The organism is Acidovorax sp. GBBC 1281 (assembly GCF_028473645.1).
Taxonomy (GTDB): Bacteria; Pseudomonadota; Gammaproteobacteria; order Burkholderiales; family Burkholderiaceae_C; genus Paracidovorax.
The window spans coordinates 1,596,385-1,618,010 of record NZ_CP097269.1 but is presented as its reverse complement, the minus strand read 5'-3'; the positions used below and the strand labels follow the sequence as shown (position 1 = coordinate 1,618,010).

At 65.5% G+C, this 21,626-nt stretch carries 20 protein-coding genes; 3 read left to right on the top strand and 17 right to left on the bottom strand.

Annotated elements, in window-relative coordinates; translation table 11 throughout:
* Positions 1–32: 32 nt before the first annotated feature.
* The 17 genes from hflX to surE form a co-directional block, all read right to left on the bottom strand.
* The gene (gene hflX, locus M5C96_RS07345; protein ID WP_272568228.1) at positions 33–1,211 is read right to left on the bottom strand and encodes a GTPase HflX; all 1,179 of its coding nucleotides are present in this window, start codon (positions 1,209–1,211) and stop codon (positions 33–35) included.
* 55 nt (positions 1,212–1,266) lie between these two features.
* A complete protein-coding gene (gene hfq / locus M5C96_RS07340) occupies positions 1,267–1,521 on the bottom strand; it encodes an RNA chaperone Hfq (protein WP_272568224.1) in 255 nt (84 codons plus the stop codon).
* Between the two features lie 100 nt (positions 1,522–1,621).
* Positions 1,622–2,965 carry a ribosome biogenesis GTPase Der gene (gene der, locus M5C96_RS07335; protein WP_272568223.1) on the bottom strand — a complete coding sequence of 448 codons (1,344 nt, stop codon included), beginning with the start codon at positions 2,963–2,965 and terminating at the stop codon, positions 1,622–1,624.
* Between the two features lie 13 nt (positions 2,966–2,978).
* The gene (gene bamB / locus M5C96_RS07330; RefSeq protein ID WP_442867366.1) at positions 2,979–4,151 is read right to left on the bottom strand and encodes an outer membrane protein assembly factor BamB; all 1,173 of its coding nucleotides are present in this window, start codon (positions 4,149–4,151) and stop codon (positions 2,979–2,981) included.
* Positions 4,148–4,828: a YfgM family protein gene (locus M5C96_RS07325; protein ID WP_272568222.1), complete on the bottom strand. Its 681-nt coding sequence runs from the start codon at positions 4,826–4,828 to the stop codon at positions 4,148–4,150. Before M5C96_RS07325 ends, bamB begins: the two co-directional genes overlap by 4 nt.
* Before the next feature lie 12 nt (positions 4,829–4,840).
* Entirely contained in the window at positions 4,841–6,106 is a 1,266-nt protein-coding gene (gene hisS, locus M5C96_RS07320; protein ID WP_442867384.1) for a histidine--tRNA ligase, read from the bottom strand.
* Positions 6,107–6,249: 143 nt separating this feature from the next.
* Positions 6,250–7,494, bottom strand: a complete 1,245-nt coding sequence (ispG, locus tag M5C96_RS07315; RefSeq protein ID WP_272569641.1) for a flavodoxin-dependent (E)-4-hydroxy-3-methylbut-2-enyl-diphosphate synthase — start codon at positions 7,492–7,494, stop codon at positions 6,250–6,252.
* A gap of 32 nt (positions 7,495–7,526) precedes the next feature.
* Complete coding sequence (locus M5C96_RS07310) at positions 7,527–8,453, bottom strand: helix-turn-helix domain-containing protein (RefSeq protein WP_272568221.1); 927 nt, start codon at positions 8,451–8,453, stop codon at positions 7,527–7,529.
* On the bottom strand, positions 8,446–9,279 hold the full coding sequence (pilW, locus tag M5C96_RS07305) for a type IV pilus biogenesis/stability protein PilW (RefSeq protein ID WP_442867365.1): 834 nt from the start codon (positions 9,277–9,279) through the stop codon (positions 8,446–8,448). The genes M5C96_RS07310 and pilW overlap by 8 nt, the downstream gene beginning before the upstream one ends.
* Before the next feature lie 152 nt (positions 9,280–9,431).
* Complete coding sequence (gene rlmN, locus M5C96_RS07300; RefSeq protein ID WP_272568220.1) at positions 9,432–10,553, bottom strand: 23S rRNA (adenine(2503)-C(2))-methyltransferase RlmN; 1,122 nt, start codon at positions 10,551–10,553, stop codon at positions 9,432–9,434.
* Between the two features lie 87 nt (positions 10,554–10,640).
* On the bottom strand, positions 10,641–11,066 hold the full coding sequence (ndk, locus tag M5C96_RS07295; RefSeq protein ID WP_272568219.1) for a nucleoside-diphosphate kinase: 426 nt from the start codon (positions 11,064–11,066) through the stop codon (positions 10,641–10,643).
* A 101-nt stretch (positions 11,067–11,167) separates the two neighbouring features.
* Positions 11,168–12,622, bottom strand: a complete 1,455-nt coding sequence (locus M5C96_RS07290) for a pseudouridine synthase (RefSeq protein ID WP_272568218.1) — start codon at positions 12,620–12,622, stop codon at positions 11,168–11,170.
* Complete coding sequence (gene scpB / locus M5C96_RS07285) at positions 12,619–13,386, bottom strand: SMC-Scp complex subunit ScpB (RefSeq protein ID WP_272568215.1); 768 nt, start codon at positions 13,384–13,386, stop codon at positions 12,619–12,621. The genes M5C96_RS07290 and scpB overlap by 4 nt, the downstream gene beginning before the upstream one ends.
* Positions 13,387–13,536: 150 nt before the next feature.
* Positions 13,537–14,553, bottom strand: coding sequence for an RluA family pseudouridine synthase (locus M5C96_RS07280; RefSeq protein WP_272568213.1), 1,017 nt, complete (start codon positions 14,551–14,553; stop codon positions 13,537–13,539).
* The gene (locus M5C96_RS07275) at positions 14,550–15,440 is read right to left on the bottom strand and encodes a peptidoglycan DD-metalloendopeptidase family protein (RefSeq protein ID WP_272568212.1); all 891 of its coding nucleotides are present in this window, start codon (positions 15,438–15,440) and stop codon (positions 14,550–14,552) included. Before M5C96_RS07275 ends, M5C96_RS07280 begins: the two co-directional genes overlap by 4 nt.
* A gap of 11 nt (positions 15,441–15,451) precedes the next feature.
* Positions 15,452–16,222 (bottom strand): protein-L-isoaspartate(D-aspartate) O-methyltransferase, encoded by a 771-nt coding sequence (locus M5C96_RS07270; RefSeq protein ID WP_272568210.1) that lies wholly within the window; start codon positions 16,220–16,222, stop codon positions 15,452–15,454.
* Positions 16,219–17,013 (bottom strand): 5'/3'-nucleotidase SurE, encoded by a 795-nt coding sequence (gene surE, locus M5C96_RS07265; protein ID WP_272568208.1) that lies wholly within the window; start codon positions 17,011–17,013, stop codon positions 16,219–16,221. The genes M5C96_RS07270 and surE overlap by 4 nt, the downstream gene beginning before the upstream one ends.
* Before the next feature lie 163 nt (positions 17,014–17,176).
* Between surE and M5C96_RS07260 the strand changes: the two genes are divergently transcribed.
* The 3 genes from M5C96_RS07260 to M5C96_RS07250 all read left to right on the top strand — a co-directional run bounded on the left by M5C96_RS07260 (position 17,177) and on the right by M5C96_RS07250 (position 21,527).
* Positions 17,177–18,151: an NADPH:quinone oxidoreductase family protein gene (locus tag M5C96_RS07260; protein ID WP_272568207.1), complete on the top strand. Its 975-nt coding sequence runs from the start codon at positions 17,177–17,179 to the stop codon at positions 18,149–18,151.
* A gap of 154 nt (positions 18,152–18,305) precedes the next feature.
* The gene (locus M5C96_RS07255) at positions 18,306–19,835 is read left to right on the top strand and encodes a GGDEF domain-containing protein (RefSeq protein ID WP_272568206.1); all 1,530 of its coding nucleotides are present in this window, start codon (positions 18,306–18,308) and stop codon (positions 19,833–19,835) included.
* 69 nt (positions 19,836–19,904) lie between these two features.
* Positions 19,905–21,527, top strand: a complete 1,623-nt coding sequence (locus M5C96_RS07250; RefSeq protein ID WP_272568205.1) for an alkaline phosphatase D family protein — start codon at positions 19,905–19,907, stop codon at positions 21,525–21,527.
* Positions 21,528–21,626: the final 99 nt, after the last annotated feature.

The following is a 21,626-nucleotide window of genomic DNA, read 5'->3' as shown; positions in this document are numbered from 1 at the left end:
TGAATACGTGAACAAAGCGGCATTGTGCCCAATCAGGCACTATCTGGAGGCAATTCAGCATCGGCACCTAGGGTCATGGATGCCGGCTGGGCTTTGGGCACGCAGTCCGACAATCCGCGCCTCAAGGAGGGAAGCCCCTCTCCAGAGCCAGCACTCAGGAAGAACCGCTGAACGGGGGTACCTTGCATGTCGTAGATGTCATTCAGGACTTCCGGCCGTTGCTCGGGCGACAACATGTCCAGCTTGTTGAAAACCAGTATCTGGGGCACGTTCGCAGCGCCGATTTCAGAGAGCACCCGCTGGACTTCCGCAATTTGCTCTGGAAAGTTGGGATTCGATGCATCTACCACATGCAGCAAAAGATTTGCATCTACCGCCTCCTGGAGAGTGGCCTGGAACGCATCAATCAATCCATGGGGAAGATCACGAATGAACCCCACGGTGTCCGACAAAGACACCGATCGCCCTGCCTCTGCAAGATAGAGTTGGCGAGTCGTCGTATCCAATGTGGCAAACAGCTGATCTGCGGCGTAAGCTCGCGCTTTTACCAGTGCATTGAACAGTGTGGATTTACCGGCGTTCGTGTACCCCACCAACGATATGTTGAAAGTATCCCGGCGCTCGCGCTGGCGTCGCTGTGTGGAGCGCTGACGCTTGACCTTTTCTAGTCTTTCGCGTGTGCGCTTGATCGACTCACCGATCATTCTTCGATCAAGCTCGATCTGTGTTTCGCCTGGCCCACCCCGGGCTCCGATGCCACCACGCTGACGCTCCAAATGGGACCAGCGTCGGACAAGTCTGGTGCTTAGGTATTGGAGTTTTGCCAACTCCACTTGCAGCTTGCCCTCATGGCTTCTGGCACGCTGGGCAAAGATTTCCAAGATCAACAACGTTCGATCATTGACTGGAAGATCCAGATGCCGTTCGAGATTGCGTTGTTGCGCTGGACTCAAGGCCTGGTCAAACAGCACTTCCACCGCCTGATGCATCTGAGCAAGCAGCCGGATCTCGTCCGCCTTGCCACTGCCTACAAACAGGGCGGCATCAGGGGCTTTCCGCTTGCAGGTGATTCGCGCCACGGGATTCAATCCCGCTGTCTGCGCAAGCAGCCCCAACTCTTCCAGCTCAGCGTCGAAATGGGGTAAACCAAAATCAACGCCAACCAAGATGACCGGCGTCTTCGGAGAGGCAAGCGTATCGTATGAACTCAAGACGGCCCGCCCAGAGGCATGTTCGCTACATGCCCGACGGGCATACCACCTTCGTTCAAGAGTTACCGGCCTCGGCGTCGGGCGCTTCAGCCGTCGAGAAGTTGACAGCGCGACCTGGGACGATGGTGGAGATGGCGTGCTTGTAGACCATCTGGGTGACCGTGTTACGCAGCAGCACCACGTATTGGTCGAATGATTCGATCTGGCCCTGAAGCTTGATGCCGTTCACGAGGTAGATCGAGACGGGTACATGCTCGCGACGAAGCGCGTTCAGGAAGGGATCTTGAAGAAGTTGGCCTTTGTTGCTCACGATATTCTCCGTGTTCAGGAATATTGTTGTAAAGCGGCACCTTACCACAGCTGTAGAGGCGCCGAAGGAAAACCGAGGAAACCCCTCGCAAGGTTCTGGGCTAGTGGTCGCCCTTGTCTGTGAAGGGGTTGTGCGACGTCTTCAACTCGATGCGAAGGGGGGTCCCGACCAGATCGAACTCCTTGCGGAAACGGCCTTCTAGGAAGCGTTTATACGCTTCCGTGACATGCTCCAACGAATTGCCATGGACCACGATGACAGGCGGATTCATGCCGCCTTGATGGGCGTATCGCAACTTGGGCCGGAACATGCCAGAACGCTTGGGCGCCTGGAACTGCACCGCCTCCAGCAACAACCGCGTCAATACGGGCGTGGACATCTTGCACATCGCCGCTTTCTGGGCCTGCACGATGGATGTCCACAAAGGGCCCAACCCCTGGCGCTTCTTTGCCGAAATGAAATGCAACGACGCAAACTTGAGGAACGACAACCGCGTCTCGATGGAGCGCTCCAGCAGCTGTCGACCATAGTCGTCCATGGCATCCCATTTGTTGACCGCCAAAACCACCGCTCGGCCACTTTCAAGGATGTATCCAGCGATGTGCGCATCCTGGTCGGTGACCCCTTGGGTCGCATCGAGGACGAGAAGCACCACATTGGCGGACTCAATGGCTTGCAGTGTCTTCACCACGGAGAACTTCTCGATGGCTTCGAACACCTTGCCTTTTCGACGCAAGCCTGCGGTGTCGACCAGCTCAAAGCGCTGGCCATTGCGCTCGAAAGGAACGGAAATGGCGTCTCGCGTGGTCCCTGGCATATCGAATGCCACCAAGCGCTCCTCGCCCAGCCACGTATTGATCAGGGTGGACTTACCGACATTCGGGCGGCCAGCGACCGCAAGCTTGACCACGCTCTTGTCTTCGGCTTCCGCGTCTTCGTCCGGATCCGGCAAGTGGAGAGGCTCGAGAGCCAACTCAACCAAGCTGCGAATACCCTGTCCGTGGGCTGCTGAAATGGGATAGATCTCTCCCAACCCCAGCTCATAGAACTCGACGAGTTGCACCCCCTCGCGCATTCCCTCGGCCTTGTTGCCGACAAGGAGACAGGGCTTGCCCAGGCGCCGCAGGTAGTTGGCGATGTCATGGTCCTGAGCAGACAACCCGGCGCGGGCATCGACGACAAAGATGACGACATCGGCCTCAGCGACAGCCTGCTGCGTCTGCTTGGCCATCTCGCGGTAAATGCCGCTGGCGGCATCGGGCTCGAAGCCTCCGGTGTCGATCACGATGTATTCGTGCTTGCCCTGCTTTCCGTTCCCGTAGTGCCGGTCACGCGTCAAGCCTGCGAAGTCGGCAACGATCGCATCCCTCGATTTCGTCAGCCGGTTGAAGAGCGTGGATTTGCCCACATTGGGGCGACCGACCAAAGCGATGACTGGTTTCATCCAGATCAACCCGTCAATCCGGGCGGAAGCCGTAAACGCCGCCGTTGCGCGTTACGACCACCAGAGTGCTCCCTGCCGCCACCGGCGCTGCAGCGATGCCCGAACCATCCGTCGTCATCCGATTCAGCGGTGAGCCATCTTCACGCGAGAGCAGGTGCACCAAGCCCGTGTCGTCACCGACGACGACCGACCTGCCAAGCAACAGCGGTGCGGTCAAGCGCCGGTATTGGAGTCGGTCCGAAGACCAGGCACGCGAGCCATCGGCACGCCGCCAGGCAACCACCACCCCGTTGCTCTCCGTGCCGAAAATCGAGGTGTCATCGCCGTGAATGCCTTCCGTTCCATTGGCCGGCTGCGTCCAGGCCACGATACCTCGCACCGTGTTCACACAACCCACAGTAGACACAAAAGCGCGGGCGCAAACACTGTCGCCCTCGCGGCTTGTGCGCCCGACCAATTCAACCAGCCGCTCGACATCATTGGTCCCTCTGGGGCTGGCCAGCGGCGCTTCCCAACGCACCGTGCCATTGTCAGGATTGAATCCGACCATCCGGCCCGCCAGTCCCGCGACCAGCGTGTCGCCCACAGCCGTCAATACACCCGACTGGCGCAACACCAGCGGCTCCCCCGGCCTGGGTTGATTCCACAAACGAAGCCCCGTCGCAGCATCAAACGCCGAAACGGACCGATCGGCCGCCAGGACGAAGATGCGATTGCCCGCCACCAACGGCGCTGTGTACGCTTGCGCGGACAGCGGCTTGCGCCAAATCTCAAGGCCATCGGACAAGGCAATCAACTGGTTATCGACGGAGACCACAGCGGCCCACTTGCCGTCGCTGCCCACACCAGCAGACAAAGGCGTGCCAAGGCTGGCTCGCCAGACATCACCGCCGGTGCGCGCATCGACGGCAGCGACCACGCCATCCGCAGAAGCCACCGTCACCGTGTTGCCATTGACATGCACATCCAGCGGCAGGCGACCGATGCCGCCCACTTTCGACGTCCACGCCTGGCGCACACCGATCACTGGCACGTTCGCACCCAACTCGGCGGGCTTCGGCTTTGCGGGACCGCCCCACAGGGAGCAACCGGTCAACAGTAGAAAGCATGCCGTTGCCACGGCAGCGACCGCTGCGCGTGGCGCACCCAAACGTGTTGTCTGAAAACCCATGCGACCGCGCATCATTTGGAATCTCCAGCAGTCGCTGCCGAGGCCACGAGTTGTGGCTGCACACCCAGGGCATTGAGCTTCACCTCGACCAAGCGGCGGTACTCCATGCCCTCTTCCAGCGATTTGTAGGCACGCTGGTATTCAGCGATGGCTTCCGGCTTCTTGTCCAGCAGCGCCAATGCGTCGCCCTTGCGGTCCGCGACCAAGGCATCGAACTCTGCAGGAAAACTTCCAGACAACTGCTTCAACGCTTCGTCGTATGCCTTCTGGTCCATCAGCAAGCTGGCAAGCCGCAGTTTGGCCAGTGCCTTGTAGCCCGCATCCGAAGCATTGTCGGCAACCCAAGCCAGGGCCGCCTTGGCACCGTCTGGATTGCCGCTTTCCACCAAGCTTTTGGCCACCAGAAGGCCGGCTTGCCCCGCCTTTGTCGTACCGCCATACCGCGATTTGAGGTCGCCGAAAGCCTGCTCCAAGCGCGCGGTGTCTTTTGCCTGCGCAGCCGTTTCCACGGCATCGGATAGCGCAGCGGCTTGTGCCGCCTGTCGGTTCTGCCAGTACTGGTATCCATTCCATGCCGCAAACGCGCCGAAAACCAATACCAGGATGCCACTGATCAGCGTGCCCCAGGTGTTCCAGAAATGCTTGAGTTGGTCAAGCTGCTCTTGTTCTTCAAGATCGAGGTGATTTGCCATGTAGGGTCTCTGTTAGCGGGGGGATTGTAGAGTGGGCGCCCAGTCGGGTAGCGCATCGAGCGCCCGCTCCACCTGGTCACCCCCGCCTTCCCGCAGTGGTTTGATCGTCACGACAGATCGCGCAAGCTCGTCGGCACCAAAGATCAATGCGTGCCTGCAGCCGCTGGCATCGGCCTTCTTGAACTGCGATTTCATGCTGCCCATGCCTTCGCCCCGAACCGCAGGGCTGTGCATCTGCACGCTCACGCCCAAGGCCCGCAACCGCTGCAGCACGGCCATGACAGCGGGCAACGACTTTTCGTCCGGCACGATGGCATAGGCATCGGCCACCAGCACGGGCGAGGCCGCTTCTTTCTCTTTGACGAGTTCCAGCACACGCTCCACGCCAAGAGCCCAGCCCACCGCCGGCGCAGGCTTGCCCCCGATTTGCTCGAAGAGATAGTCGTAGCGCCCTCCGCCGCAAATAGTGCCTTGGGAGCCGAGCTGCTCCGTCACGAACTCAAAGACCGTGAAGTTGTAGTAGTCCATGCCCCGGACGAGGCGCGGATTGACGGTCCAGGCCACACCATTCGCATCAAGGATGGCCTTGACGGTGTCGAAGTGGCGCCTGGATTCTTCGCCAAGGTAGTCCAGTAGTTTGGGAGCCGCTTGCACCAAGCTCTGCATGGCCGGATTCTTCGTATCCAGGATGCGCAGGGGATTGCTGTGCAGGCGGCGGCGAGCATCCTCGTCCAAAAGCTCAGAATGGCCCTCCAGATAGGCGATGAGCGCCGCACGGTGGGCTTTGCGCTCTTCAGGCTGCCCAAGGCTGTTGAGTTCCAGGCGAACGTCTTTCAGGCCCAGTTCCTTCCAGAGCGCATCCGCCAGCAGGATCAGCTCGGCGTCGACTTCGGCGCCATGAAAACCCATGGCTTCGGCACCGATCTGGTGGAACTGCCGGTAGCGCCCCCGCTGGGGCCGCTCATGGCGGAACATCGGCCCCATGTAGTACAGGCGCTTGCCACCGTCGTACAGCATCGAATGCTCCGCTGCGGCACGAACGACGCCTGCCGTCGCCTCGGGACGCAGCGTCAGATGCTCACCGTTCAAACGGTCTTCGAACGAATACATTTCCTTTTCGACGATATCGGTCACTTCGCCCAAGCCACGCACGAACAGCGCCGTCGGTTCGACGATGGGCGTTCGCACATTGCGATAGGCATATCGGGCCATGAGTGCCCGCACCTTGTCTTCCAGCCATTCCCAGCGCGCCGAGTCGGTTGGAAGAATATCGTTCATGCCTTTGACGGCCACCAATTTGCCAGTCTTTGGCAGAGGATTGCTTGTCTTGTTGCTCACGGAATGCATCAATGGGTTAAGTGACTGGCGCGCCAGCAGCGGCCTGCGCATGCACAGGCTCGGAAGGCGGCTTTCAATTCAGATCAAGAAGCAGCGACCGCCGTGCGGAAGCGGTCGGCGATATAGCGTTCGACGAGCTGCTGGAATTCCTGCGCGATATTGTCGCCGCGCAGGGTCAACGCCTTCTCTCCGTCGATGAAGACGGGCGCGGCCGGGGCCTCTCCGGTGCCTGGCAAGCTGATGCCGATGTCGGCATGCTTGCTTTCACCCGGACCGTTCACGATGCAGCCCATCACCGCCACCTTGATCTTTTCGACTCCGGGGTATTTGAGTCGCCAGACCGGCATCTGCGACCGCAGAAAGTCATCGATCTGCTTGGCCAACTCCTGAAAGGTGGTGCTGGTCGTGCGCCCGCAACCGGGGCATGCGGTCACGCTGGGCACGAATATGCGCAAACCCAGCGCCTGCAAAATTTCGGAAGCAACGACGACTTCCTGGGTGCGGGCCTCGCCAGGCTGCGGCGTGAGGGAGACGCGGATGGTGTCGCCGATGCCTTCCTGCAAAAGAATCGACAAGGCCGTGGTGGATGCCACGGTTCCCTTGGTGCCCATGCCCGCTTCGGTCAGGCCCAGGTGCAAGGCGTAGTCGCAGCGCTTTGCCAACTCACGGTACACGGACACCAGATCCTGCACTCCGCTGACCTTGCACGACAGGATGATCTGGTTGCCATCCAGACCCATTTCCTCTGCGCGCTTTGCCGATTCGATGGCCGATGTGATCAGCGCTTCATACATGACTTGCCGCGCATCCCAAGGAGACGGCCGCCGATTATTGGCATCCATGAGCTCGGCGAGCAACTCCTGGTCGAGGCTGCCCCAGTTGACGCCGATGCGCACGGCCTTGTCCCAGCGCATCGCCGCGTCGATCATCTGGCCGAACTGGCGGTCGCGCTTGTCGCCCTTGCCGACATTGCCGGGGTTGATGCGGTACTTGGACAGCGCCTGGGCGCAATCGGGGTATTCGGTCAGCAGCCGGTGCCCGTTGTAATGGAAATCTCCCACCAGCGGAACGGTTTCACCCATGCGATCGAGCTGCTCGCGGATATAGGGGACCGCCGCAGCCGCTTCGGGCGTGTTCACGGTGATCCGGACGAACTCGGAACCGGCCTGCGCCAGTTCTTTGATCTGTATCGCTGTGCCGATTGCATCGACGGTGTCGGTATTGGTCATGGACTGCACGCGCACGGGTGCGTCTCCGCCCACCGTGACCACACGCGAGCCCCAGGTGATTCGGGCTTGCCGCGAGCGTCGCGGCTGGGGCGCAGCCATCGCAATCGGAAAAGCGGGCGTCAATAAAGGGTTCACGGTTTCACCTCAAATCGGGCAACGTTTTCGCGCGAAACGGCTTTGAGTTCCAAAGGCTTGCCGTGGACCACCACTTCGGTGACGTCGGCCTTGCCGATGACCACGGACCATGGCGGGGTTCCCGGAACCGTCACGCTCTCGCCGGCCGCCAAGACACGCTGAAGGACGGTGGCTCCCGCCGCACTGCGCACCTGAACCCACGATTCTCCGCGCGTGCGAATGACCAGTGCGGCATCCGGACTACCTGCCGGTGCGGATGCCGGGGCCTCAGGCGCGGCCACTGCAGCCGTCGCCGCGGGCGATACACCCGATGGGCTTGCCATGGAAGATGGCGCAGAAGCCGACGGGGCTGGAACCGAAAGTGCAGTCACTGGCTGGGCAGGACTGGCAGCATCGGCCCCTCTGGTGCCTTCGGCTTCCGGGACAGTGCCTGTCGCCGCCACCGGCTCATTGCCGGCCACGCCATCGGGCCGATGGGGCCACAGCAGAACGGCAGCAGCGCCCACCAGCAACACGATCACCGCGAAGATGGCGGTGCGGGAACCCGATCCGCTGGAGGACGACGCCAACTGGCCGCTGCCAGGCTTGAACGATGCATTGATGCCTCGGTGCGCCGACAGCGCAGGTGGCTGATTGCGCGGCAGCAGCGCCAGCACGGGCGCAGGATCCACCTTGAGCGTTCGGCACATGCTGGAGGCCAGGGCACGCACAAAAACCACGTCCGGAAAAACCTCGAAGTAACCCGCTTCCAAGGCTTCCAGCTTGTGCACCGGCACCTTGAGGGCCACGGCCAGTGCCGCAATGTGCACGCCAGCGGATTCGCGGGCTTGCCGCAGCATCAGCCCTGCGGCCACGCTGTCCTGGGTTGGCGAGACTTCACTGTTCACAGGCTGTCCATCGTGCCCCACCACCGGCTCATTCATTGAACGCCCCTCGGTCATATGCCATCAATTCTTTGGAGTCAGGAAAACGCTTGCGCAGTTGTTCGGCGAGCTGCCGCATCGCCACCGAATCACTCAACGCCCGCTCGATCTTGATGCCCAGCCAAAGCGATTCCGCATTGGCGAACTCGCTGTTGTTCAGGCGGCGAATGTAGAACTGCGCACGCTTGATCTCGCCACGGCGAAACATGAGCGACGACAGGTTGTATCCCACCACAGGGTTGCCCGCATCCAGTTCATACGCCTTGAGCAATGTCTGCTCCGCTTCTGCGATCTGCCCGGCACGCTCCTGGCAAAGGCCTTGGGCCATGAGCGTCTTGCTGCGGGCGGTATAGGTCCGGCTGGCCAGGGCCCGCTCGAAATACTGCTGGCTTTCCGCGTACTTCTGCTGCTGGCACAGAAGCCAGCCATAGTTGTGCAGCAGGTTGGGCTCGGACGGGTGAAAGCCGAGTGCACGGCGAAAGCTCTCTTCCGCCAGCGGCAGATCTCCCAGGCGCAGATAAATCAGCCCGCGCAGGTTGTAGGCATCGCCGTACGACGGGTCTGTGGTCAGCGATTGGCGTACTTCGTCCAGCGCCACCGTGGTCTGGCCCATCTCGAGGTAATTGGCGGCCAGCTCCAACCGGAGCCTGGCGCGGCGGCGGGTTTCCGTCTCTTCCGACGGCGTGACGTACTCCGCACTGCCAGACGAGGCATTCGAGCCGCCAGAGGCCGCGCACCCACCCAGGCCCGCCAACCCGACCGCAGCAAGGCACAAGGCCATCGCCCATCGGGCATGCCGCTCAACAACCGCGACCGATCTCGTCATGTAGATCCTTCCTGCTCAAAGGCAATGCGTGCCATGCGCCAGCTTCCGGAAAAGGTGATTTGAAAATCCCAATGGCGGCATCGCTTCACCCCTTCGTCCGTCACGGCGTTTTCCGAGATGGCGGGCCCAAGGGGGTCAGCCGCACCGGAAAATCACGTCACAGGCTTGAGCACGATGGTGCGCTGCTTGGCCATGCGCTCGGCGGCCCGGGTGCGGTCTTTCACATCTCCCGCCAACTGGCCGCACGCGGCGTCGATATCGTCGCCACGCGTTTTGCGCACGGTCGTAACGATACCCGCATCACTCAACAACTTTGCGAAAACCGCAACTTGCTGCGGGGTCGATCGGTGCAGGCCAGAAGCAGGAAAGGGGTTGAATGGAATCAGGTTGAACTTGCAGCGAACACCCTGCCCATGGCGGGGGCGCACCAGATCGATGAGTTGCCGGGCATGCTCTGCCTGGTCGTTCACGCCATCGAGCATGCAATATTCGAAGGTGATGAAATCGCGCGGCGCATGCGCCAGATAGCGCTGGCAGGCATCCAGAAGTTCCTGCAAAGGGTACTTGCGATTGAGCGGCACCAGGTTGTCACGCAGCGGATCGTTGGGCGCGTGCAGCGAAACAGCCAGCGCCACAGGGCAGTCCTGCGAAAGCCGATCCATCATGGGAACGACACCCGAGGTCGACACCGTCACGCGGCGCCGGGACAGGCCGTAGCCGTGATCGTCCAGCATGGCACGCAACGCGGGCACGAGGGCGGTGTAATTCTGCAGCGGCTCACCCATGCCCATCATCACGACGTTGGAGATGACGCGCTCTTCGCTGCCCAGCCTTCGGCGCAGTGCATGCTCCGCGAACCACAACTGGGCGATGATTTCGCCCGTCGTCAGGTTGCGGCTGAAACCTTGGTGTCCGGTGGAGCAGAAACGGCATCCCACGGCGCATCCGGCCTGGGAAGAAATACACAGGGTGCCCCGGTCATCCTCTGGGATGAACACGGTTTCGACCGCATTGCCGTCACCCACGTCGAACAGCCACTTGACCGTGCCGTCCGTCGAAACATGTTCGCTCACGACCGGCAATGCCTGCACATGGGCGCAGGACTTCAGTTTTTCCCGCAGCGACTTCGCCAGATCGCTCATCTGGTCGAAATCGTGCGCGCCCCGCTGGTGAATCCAGCGGAACAATTGGGTCGCCCGAAAACGCTTCTCCCCCAGCTGCTCGCAAAACGCAGCCAGACCGTCGAGGTCGAAGTCAAGGAGATTGGTGGTCATCGGAGCGAAGGCTGTTCACGTCGATCACCGCCCCCTGCACTGGGCGCGCGGCCTGGGCAGCGCTCCGGCGCAAGGGTGGATCGCATATCAGCGCGAGTAGATGTTGAGGCCAGGGAAGAAGAAAGCCACTTCTGCCTGAGCGGTTTCCACAGCGTCGGAACCGTGTACGGCGTTGGCATCGATGCTGTCTGCGAAGTCAGCGCGGATCGTGCCGGCTTCTGCCTTCTTGGGGTCGGTGGCGCCCATGAGTTCACGGTTCTTCAGGATGGCGTTCTCGCCTTCCAGGGCCTGGATCATCACCGGGCCGGAGATCATGAAGTCCACCAGGTCCTTGAAGAAAGGACGCTCCTTGTGCACGCCGTAGAACTGTTCGGCTTCCAGGCGCGACAGGTGAGCCATGCGTGCTGCGACCACCTTCAGGCCAGCGGCTTCGAAGCGGGCGTAAATTTGGCCGATGACGTTCTTGGCCACTGCGTCGGGCTTGATGATGGAGAGGGTGCGTTCGATAGCCATGTTGATTTTCCTGAAGAGTGGTTGATCTATTTGAATTTTTCGCCCTGCGGACAAAGCCCTCGATTCTAACTGGGCGGATTAATTCCCCAAGGCGCGAAGGTTCAGCGACCGCCGCGGCGCGGCGGGCCGTTGCGTTTCTGGTCCTGCCGGTAGCGCGACAAGCTGTCCGTGCCGATGTAGCCCACCGACGTCTTCATCGGATCCGGCTGGCTGCCCGTGCCGCCACCGCCGCCCTGGCGCCCACCGGGTGCGCCGTCCTTGCCGCGCCCTGCGCCCGGTCCATAGCCCGGCTTGCGCGCAGAAGATGGCGCGGCCGCATCGCGCGGCGTGCCATTGTTGCGACCGCGGGGCCCGCCACGGCGCAAGCCGCTCTTGCGGTCCGCAGGTCCGGCAGGTGCCTCGACCGTCTCTCTGGGGGCCTTGTTGCCACCACCCACGGCCTGCATGAGCGCGCGGATATCGCGCTCGTCCAGTTCCAGCCACGCGCCGCGCTTGAGTCCGCGGGGCAGCATCATCGCGCCGTAGCGGATGCGGATGAGCCGGCTGACCGCATGGCCCACGGCCTCCAGCATGCGCCGGACTTCACGGTTGCGGCCTTCGGAGATGGTCACGCGATACCAGCAGTTGGAGCCTTCGCCGCCGCCATCCTCGATGGAGCCGAACGAAGCCATGCCGTCGTCGAGCTGCACGCCGTCGAGCAACCGCTGCTTCTCTTCGTTGCTGAGTGCGCCCAGCACCCGCACGGCATATTCACGCTCCAGGCCAAAGCGGGGGTGCATCAACTGGTTGGCCAGCTCGCCCGAACTGGTGAACAGCAGCAAGCCCTCGGTGTTCAGGTCCAGCCGCCCCACAGACTGCCACTTTCCGTGGGCAAGCCGCGGCAGCTTGCGAAACACGGTGGGCCGGTTCTGGGGATCGTCGTGCGTCACCACTTCGCCCGCTGGCTTGTGGTACGCGATGACCCGGGCGGGAGGGGGATCGATGCGGTAGCGAATGGGCCGGCCATTCACTTTCACCTGATCGCCGAACTGCACGCGCTGACCGATGTGCGCTGGCTCGTTGTTGACCGAAATCCGGCCTTCCAGGATCAATTGCTCCATTTCCAGGCGAGAGCCCAGCCCTGCCTGGGCCAGCACCTTATGCAGCTTGGGCGTTTCCACCTGCGGCAGCAGGACGCGGCGCGCAGGCACAGCATCGGCTGCCGTTTCGTCCTCGTCCAGGCGGCCGGACACGACGTCGGCAAACTGATATCCCGGCGTGGTACGCGCCCCCGCAGCAGGGCGAGGCCCCGAAGGGCGCTCCGATCTGGTTGAAGCAGGTTCAGTCCGCACCGGCGCAGGGGCAGCCTCCACCGCCGTCCCATCCGGTGCAGCGACAGCCTCGGCATCCTGCGCGGACTCGGCAGAAGCCTCCACCGGCTGGCCTGCTGCCGCGTCGGACGCCTTCGGCGCCTTCTTGCGGGGCGGCTTGCGGGTCGCGGGCTTCTTCACGCTGGCGTCTGCCTCGGCGGGCAACGCGGGCTGGTCGTCGGCAGGTTCTGAAATGGGATCGTTCATGGGAGACTCTCTGGTGTGCCGTTATCGGCGTCTTTTGGCTTCTCGTGCGAGGGGGCCAGCACGTCTTCTTCGTCGGATGGGCGCGGCGTGTCTTCTGTGGACGGGCCGGTGACCGGCTCCGTTTCGGAGCCCTGCGGCACCGAAGGCACCGCCTCTGACACAGGGGGGTTATCCCCTGGCGCCGGGTCGGCAGGTGCGTCAAGCGGCAAGGTGCCGCCAGAACCCAGCGCTTCGAGCACGCTGGCCTGCACGGCCGGATTTTCCATCACGGGCAACTGGTCGAGCGACTGCAGCCCGAGGTCGTCCAGAAACTGCCGCGTGGTGGCGAACAGGGCGGGCCGGCCCACGGTTTCGCGGTGCCCGATGACCTCCACCCAGCCACGGTCTTCCAGCTGCTTGATGATCAGGCTGTTCACGGTCACACCGCGGATGTCCTCGATGTCGCCCCGCGTCACCGGCTGCCGGTAGGCAATGATGGCCAGCGTTTCCAGGGTGGCCCGGGTGTAGCGCGGCGGCTTTTCCGGATGCAGCCGATCCAGGTACTCGCGCATTTCAGGGCGGCTCTGGAAACGCCAGCCCGTCGCGACCTGCACGAGCTCCACGCCCCGCAATGCCCAGTCCTGCTGGAGTTCCAGCAGGATGGTTTTCAGGGTATCGGTTCCGAGAGCGTCGTTGAAGAGCGTGCGCAACTCGCGCAGGGTCGCCGGTTGCGGAGCGCAGATCAGCGCGGTTTCAAGGACCCGTTTGGCGTCCACCGTATTCATGGTTCAGCAATTGCGGGGAAAGAGACGCCACGTGTCGAAAAGGGCGCCATGCCTGTCAAAGGGTTCGTTCAGCGGGACCGCGCGCAAAGACCTTGGTGCTGTTCCCAGCCCTGCAGTGTGTCCATGCGGGCGAGTCGGCTGGTACAGCCGCTAGGCGCGATTGTAGCGCAGGCCCCAAAAATCCAAGGCGTTTTCCATGTCCGGCGGCAGAGGCGCATGGAACTCCATCGGCTCCCCCGTCATGGGATGGGCGAAAGCCAGCCGGTACGCGTGCAGCGCCTGCCGCGCGAGCCCCCCCGCAGCTTCTCCGCCGTACAAGGCATCGCCCACCAGGGGATGGCGAAGCGAGGCCATGTGCACCCGGATCTGGTGCGTGCGCCCGGTGTGCAGCGTGCAGCGCACGAAGCAGACCGGATCGACGCTATCGAGCAGGGCGATGTCCGTGCGCGCGGGCTTGCCCGACTGCGTGGCCAGGTCCACCACGGCCATGCGCAGGCGGTTGCGCGGGTCGCGGCCGATGCTTCCCTCGACCACGCGCTGCTCCGGCCCGCTCCAGGGGCGGTGGCCGATGGCGAGGTACTGCCGGCTCACTTCGCGGGCGGCGATCATGCGCACCAGCGCATCCATGACGCCCCGCTCGCGCGCCACGACCATCAACCCGCTCGTGTCCTTGTCGAGCCGGTGGACGATGCCCGCCCGGGGCACCAGCAGCGCCTTGGGATCGCGGGCCAGCAGGCCGTTGAGCAAGGTCCCGCTCCAGTTGCCGGGCGCGGGGTGAACGACGAGCCCCGCAGGCTTGTGGATCACCAGCAGGTGCGCATCCTCGAACACCACGTCGATGGGCATGGACTCCGGCCGGAAGGCCTGGCTCTGCTGGGTGGGCCGCAGTTCCACCGCCACCACATCGCCCGCCTTGACACGGGCCGCAGGCTTGGCCGCGGCCTGCCCGTTGAGCAGAACGCCCCCCTGGGCCAGCAATTGCTGCAGATAGCTGCGCGAAAACTCGGGCACCTGATCGGCCAGCGCCCGGTCCAGGCGCTCGCCGTGCTGCGCCTCGCCGATGGCGAACTGGCGAATCTCCTGCGAGGCTTCGCCGCCCTCCTCCAGGTCTTCGGTGCCGGCCTCCCCCTCCGGGAGCAGGCCGGGGCCGGACGGCAGCGTGCTCAACGCGCCGGCAGGTAGCGGGACGGATCGACCGGCTTGCCCTGGCGGCGGATCTCGAAGTGCAGCTTCACCCGGTCGGTGTCGGAGCTGCCCATTTCGGCGATCTTCTGGCCGCGGCGCACCGTCTGGTCTTCCTTCACCAGCAGGGTCTGGTTGTGGGCGTAGGCCGTCAGGTAGGTGTTGTTGTGCTTGAGGATCACGAGGTTGCCGTAGCCACGCAGGCCGGCGCCGGCATAGACGACCCGTCCATCCGCGGAGGCGAGCACGGGGTCGCCCGCCTTGCCGCCGATGTCATAACCCTTGTTGCGGGCCTCGTCGAAACCCGCCACGAGCGAACCCGACGATGGCCAGATGAACGCCATGTCGTCTTCACCGCCGGTTGCGGCAGGCGCGGGGCTGGGCGCAGGAGCGGGGGCAGCAGCTACGGCGGGGGCCGATGCGCCGGGCTTGGCACCGCTGGCGGGGGTGGCCGGAGCGATCGCGGACGAGGTGACCGGACGGGTGACCACGCCGGTATCGCTGGCCACCGAAGGCGCTGGCGTGGCCGACGGCGCGGCCACGCGGAGCACCTGGCCGACCTCGATGAGGTTGGCGTTGTCCAGGTTGTTCCAGCGGGCGATGTCCTTCCAGCTTTGGCCGTTTTCCAGCCCGATGCGAATCAGGGTATCTCCTGGCTTGACCGTGTAGTAGCCGGGTTTGCCGGCGTTTTCAGCACCGGGCAGGGGCTTGGCCGCGGGAGCGACCACCATGCCGGGCTGGGAGGCGGATGTGGAAGCGGACGTGCCACGATCTTCCACCGGTGCCCTGTTGACGCGGGTACCGCAACCCGTCAGCACCAAGGCCGCGAGCGCTACCGAACCCCAACCAACAAGACCACGCGTAACCAACATAAGCAATCCCTTCAGGCAATCCCCGATTTTAGGGGGACAAAATGAACGGCCTCCAAAACGTTCTGTTTCAATCCGTGCGCCGTTTTGTCGATGACCAGCAACACCTGGTGGCCGCCGGCGCCCACCATGGGCGCCACGAGGCGGCCACCCACGGCCAGTTGGTCGATCCACGCCTGAGGGAGGGTCTCGCCGCCTGCCGCGGCGATGATGGCCGCATACGGCGCGCCTTTCGCATAGCCCACCGTGCCGTCGCCGAAGATGAGGTGCACGTTCGCGAGGCGCCAGGGACGCAGGTTGTCGCGCGCCTTCTCGTGCAACGCGCGCAAACGTTCGATGGTGTACACCTCGCGGGCCACGCGCCCGAGCACTGCGGCCTGGTAGCCGCAGCCGGTGCCGATCTCCAGCACGCGCCCCAGACCGGCGGCGCGCGCGCCCTCCGCGCCCAGCAGCAGCTCCGTCATGCGGGCGACGATGCTCGGCTTGGAGATGGTCTGGCCCAGCCCGATCGGCAGGCTGGTGTCTTCGTAGGCCTGGTTGACGAGGGCGGTGTCCACGAAGCGGTGCCGCTCCACCGAGCCCATGGCCTGCAGCACGGCCGGCGATGCGATGCCCGAAGCCGCCAGGCGCTGCACCATGCGCGCCCGCACGGCGGCCGAATCGAGCCCCACGCCCTGGGGCATGGGCGGGGCATCGCGGCGCGGCGCGGGCTGCGATGGCGGCCGGGGCGCAGCGCCCGGTGGGGGGTCGATGCGGGCCGGAAAGCCGGGGCGGCGCTGGGTCATCGGGCGGGGGCCGGCGCGGGAGCGGCGGGCGCGTCGGGCACCAGGCGCGCCGCGGTCTGCGTCCAGTAGCCCAGGCCTTCGTGGTCGGTCAGGTCCACCTTCAACGGGGTGATGGCCACATGGCCCTGGGCCGTGGCGTGGAAGTCCGTGCCCTCGGCGTCGTCCTTGGCCGCGCCGGCGCCGCCGATCCAGTACATGACCTCCCCGCGCGGGCTTTGCTGCTCGATGACGCGCTCGGCCGCGTGGCGGCGGCCCAGGCGGCACAGCCGCAGGGGCCGCAGTGCATCGAACGGCATGTTGGGAATGTTCACGTTGAGGAGCCAGGGAGCCTCGCCCACCAGGTTCTGCGCCTGCATCTGCTCGACGATCTCGCGCGCCTTGCGGGCGGCGGATTCGATCTCGCCCCAGCCCTTGTCCACCTGCGAGAACGCGATGGCCGGAATGCCGAAGAGGTAGCCTTCCATCGCCGCGCCCACGGTGCCGGAGTAGATGGTGTCGTCGCCCATGTTGGCGCCGTTGTTGATGCCCGAGACGACCAGATCGGGCCGGTAGCCGAGCAGGCCGGTGAGCGCGATGTGCACGCAGTCCGCCGGGGTGCCGTTCACGTACCGGAAGCCGTTGGCCGCCTGGTGCACGTACAGCGGCGAATGCAGCGTGAGCGCGTTGGACTTGGCGCTGTTGTTGTGTTCGGGCGCCACCACCTCGACGTCCGCGATGGTCTTGAGCGCATCGTGCAGGGCCACGATGCCGGGTGCCTGGTAGCCGTCGTCGTTGGAAATGAGGATCTTCATGGGTGGCAGGAAGCAGGGTGCGAGCGATTGTAGGCCGCGTCCGACAAGGCGCGGCCGGGCCTGCTCCCGACTGCCCGCCCCTGCCGCCGGCCGCCGTCGCTCCAGGGACTCGCCACGCCGGCCCCCCCGCCTATCATGCGGCCACACCGACAGGAGACCTCCCATGCATGCTTGGCTTTGCACCAACCCGACGGGCGTCGACGCCCTGGCCTGGACCGAACTGCCCACGCCCACGCCGAAGGCGGGCGAGGTGCTGATCGCGATCAAGGCCGCCAGCCTGAACTTTCCCGACCTGCTCATCGTGCAGAACAAGTACCAGATGAAGCCCCCCCTGCCCTTCGTGCCGGGGTCGGAATACGCTGGCGTGGTGGAGGCCGTGGGCGAAGGTGTCACGCACCTGCGCCCCGGGCAGAGCGTGGCCTGCCTCACCGGCACGGGCGGCTTCGGCACCCACGCGGTGGCGCCCGCGGCGCTGTGCATGCCGCTGCCCGAGGGCTTTTCGCACGTGGATGCGGCGGCGTTCATCATGATCTACGCCACCTCGCACCATGCGCTGGTGGACCGGGGGCAGCTCAAGGCTGGCGAGACGGTGCTGGTGCTGGGTGCGGCCGGCGGCGTGGGCACGGCGGCCATCCAGATCGCCAAGAAGATGGGCGCCCGCGTGATCGCGGCGGCCTCCACCGAGGAAAAATGCAAGCTGTGCCTGTCCGTGGGCGCCGACGCCGTCATCAACTACACCGAGGAAAACCTGCGCGAGGCGATCAAGTCGCTGACCGACGGCAAGGGCCCGGACGTGATCTACGACCCGGTGGGCGGCGACTTCACCGAGCCCGCCTTCCGCTCGATCGCCTGGCGCGGGCGCTACCTGGTGGTGGGCTTCGCCTCCGGCCCCATCCCGGCGCTGCCGCTGAATCTGGCGCTGCTCAAGGGCGCCTCGATCGTGGGCGTGTTCTGGGGCGAGTTCTCCAAGCGCGAGCGGCAGGCCAACGCCGCCATGATGGCCGAACTGGCCGCTTGGTACGGCGAGGGCGCCATCAAGCCCGTGATCGACCGCACCATGCCGATGGCGCAACTGCCCGCGGCCTATGCCCACATGGGATCGCGCGGGGTGATGGGCAAGCTGGTCATGGTGAACTGACGCGAGCGCCGGCCCGCACCCGCCGGGCCCCTCACCCCGTTCACCCAGGCCGGTGGTGCGCGGGGCCGGCGTTGCACGGATGCCCTGCGGGCGCCTGTTCAAGCGGTGCGCCGTCTGTCACACTCGCGCATCTTTGCCTTTCCGTGCACGCCAGATGGCCGACCGCCCCCCTTCAGAAATCGCGCGAGAAACCCTCAAGCAGCTGGCCGCGCGCCGTTTGGCGCCCACGCCCGACAACTACCAGGCGCTCTACGACGAGATCGCCGGCAACCCCAGCCCCACCGCCTTTCCGGAAGGCCCCCTGCGCCACATCCTGCGCGTGCTGCCCGGGCAGACCCCGGCGCAAAAACGCCTGCTGGGCCTGTTCGAATCCGCCATCGACAACACCGACTGGGCCCAGTTGCAGAGCGTGCTGGTGGGCTACGCCAACCTCGGCCTGGCCAGCGTGGCCGCACCGGCCGCCGCGGCAGCGGAACCCTCGGCCGCCACGCACCTGCCCGAGGAACTGACCGAGCAGCTCGCCCGCCTGATCGACAACACCCTGCCTGCGCTGGGCGAGGACGATGCCCGCGTGCACGAACTGGCCGCGCAGCTGACCAACTTCCTTCGCCAGCCTTCGCCCCCGGTCTCGACCTTCGGCCTGATGCTGAACAACTTCAGCTACCGGCTCTCGTTCGCCACCGAGGACCAGGCGGCCATCCGCGCCAGCCTGCTCGAACTGCTGCACATGCTGTTCGAGAACATCGCCGTGCTGAGCCAGGACGACCGCTGGCTGCAGGGCCAGGTCGAGGCGCTGATGGCCGCCTCCACGCCGCCGCTCACGCTGCGCCGGCTGGACGAGGTGCAGCGGCGTCTGAAGGACGTGATCTTCAAGCAGACGGAGGCCAAGGAGCGCACCGTGCAGGCGCAGGAACAGATGAAGGAGCTGCTGGCCACCTTCATCGAGCGGCTGGTGCAGATCACCGCCTCCAGCAGCACCTACCACGACAAGATGGAGCACTGCGCCGAGCGCATCGGCCAAGCCAACAGCCTGCAGGAGATCACCCCGCTGCTCGAAGAGGTGATGAGCGCCACGCGCGCCATGGCCCTGGACAGCCGGGTGGCGCGCGACGAGCTGCAGGACCTGCGCGCGCGCTCCGATGCGCGCCATGCCGAGATCGCCAAGCTGCAGGAAGAGCTGGACCGCGCCAGCGCCCAGGCCCGGCACGACCCGCTCACCGGCTCGCTCAACCGCAAGGGCCTGGACGAGGTGATGGAGCGCGAGATCGCCCGCGCCACGCGCAACGGCTCGCCCCTGTGCGTGGCCTTGCTGGACGTGGACAACTTCAAGCTCATCAACGACCGCCTGGGCCACACGGCCGGCGACGAGGCGCTGGTGCACCTGGCCGGCGTCACGCGCGAGGTGATGCGCCCGCAGGACATGCTGGCGCGCTACGGCGGCGAGGAATTCGTGCTGGTGCTGCCCGACACCGACCTGGACCAGGGCGTGGAAGCCATGAAGCGGCTGCAGCGCGAGCTGACCACGCGCTACTTCCTGAAGGACCGCGAGAAGGTGCTCATCACCTTCAGCGCCGGCGTGGCGCAGATGGCCGAGCAGGAAGGCAGCACGGAAGCCATCCGCCGGGCCGACCAGGGGATGTACCTGGCCAAGCGCGCGGGCAAGAACCGGGTGATGGCCGCCTGAGCCCGTCCCGGGCGGCCTGGTCCGCGCGCCCGGCCGGACCGTTCCCGCCCACGCCCTGCAACCCTTCCCATGACGCAAACCCCTCTGCTCTCGCGCCGGGCATTGCTGCAAAAGGCCGCCTGGGCCGCGGGCGCGGCCGCCTGGCCCCGTTGGGCCGGGGCCGGCGCCGGCGCGCTGCGGCACGACCCGTTCACGCTGGGCGTGGCCAGAGGCGACCCCTCGCCCGATGGCATGGTGCTGTGGACGCGCCTCGTGCCCGCCGAACCCGGCGCGTGGAACCGCCCGATCGCCGTGCGGTGGGAAGTGGCGCACGACGACGCGTTTCGCCGCATCGTGCAGCGCGGCACGGCCACCGCCCTGCCGGAGTTCGCGCACAGCGTGCATGTCGAGCTGCAGGGGCTGGCCCCGGGGCGCTGGTACCACTACCGCTTTCTGCAGGGCGACGCCGTCAGCGCCACCGGCCGCACGCGCACCGCGCCGGCCGCCGGGGATTTGGCGCCGGGCCTGCGCATCGCCTTCGCGTCGTGCCAGCGGTGGGAGCACGGCCACTACGCGGCATGGGCCGACGTGTGCCGCCAGTCGCCCGACCTGGTGCTGTTCCTGGGCGACTACATCTACGAGTACGCCAGCCCCAAGGACCCGGCCGGGCTGGCGCGCGTGCACGGCCTGCGCCTGGCGCACACGCTGGCCGACTACCGCGACCGCTACGCGCTGCACAAGAGCGACCCGTCGCTGCAGGCCGCCCACGCGCTGTGCCCCTGGGCCACGACCTGGGACGACCACGAGGTGCAGAACGACTACGCCGGCACGCACGGCCGCGGCGACGCCGCCGACTTCCTGGCGATGCGCACGGCGGCATGGCAGGCCTTCTACGAACACACGCCGCTGCGCGCCGCGAGCCTGGCGGCCAGCGGGTTCGGCGCGCTGCAGGTGTACCGCGCGCTGCCCTGGGGGCGGCTGGCGACCATCCACCTGCTGGATGCGCGCCAGTTCCGCGACCGCCAGGCCTGCCGCGCGGAAGGCAGCAGCGGCGCGGGCGCCGTGCGGCCCGGCGACTGCGCCGAGCTGCAGGCGCCCGGGCGCAGCTTCCTGGGCACGGCGCAGGAGCGCTGGCTGGATGCCGGCCTGGCCGCCGATGCACGCGGCGGCGGCGTGGGAAGCACCATCGGCGACGCCACCCGCTGGAGCGTGGTCGCGCAGCAGACGCTGTTCTCGCCGCGCCACTACCCCTCCGGCGTGCAATCGACCGACAGCTGGGACGGCTACCCGGCCGCGCGCCAGCGGCTGCTGCAGTCGCTGGCCCGGCATGCGCCGCGCAACACCGTGCTGCTGGGGGGCGATATCCACCAGAACTACGTCTGCAACGTGATGGCGCCGTCCGACGGGGCCGCGCCGGCTGAGTCCCCCGTGGCCCCCACCGCCCGCGTGCTGGCCAGCGAGTTCTGCGGCACCTCGATCAGCTCGCGCTCGGGCACCACGCAGGACAAGGTGGACGCCATCGCCCGCCACAACCCGCACGTGCTGCTGGCGCGCTGCGACCTGCGCGGCTGGGGGCTGGCCGAGGTCACGCACCGGCGCTGGACCACCACGCTGCGCACCGTGGACGACCCGCTACGGGCCGACAGCGGCGCCTCCACCCTGGCCCGCTTCGTGGTGGAAGACGGTCGCCCCGGGCCCGTGCGCGACCTTTGATTTGCTACAAAATAGATAGCGAAACGCCATAGTATTTATTGCGCTGGAGGCCAAAAAGACCAAAGGCGTCCAACGCAGGGGCCACCCACGCGCGCCGGT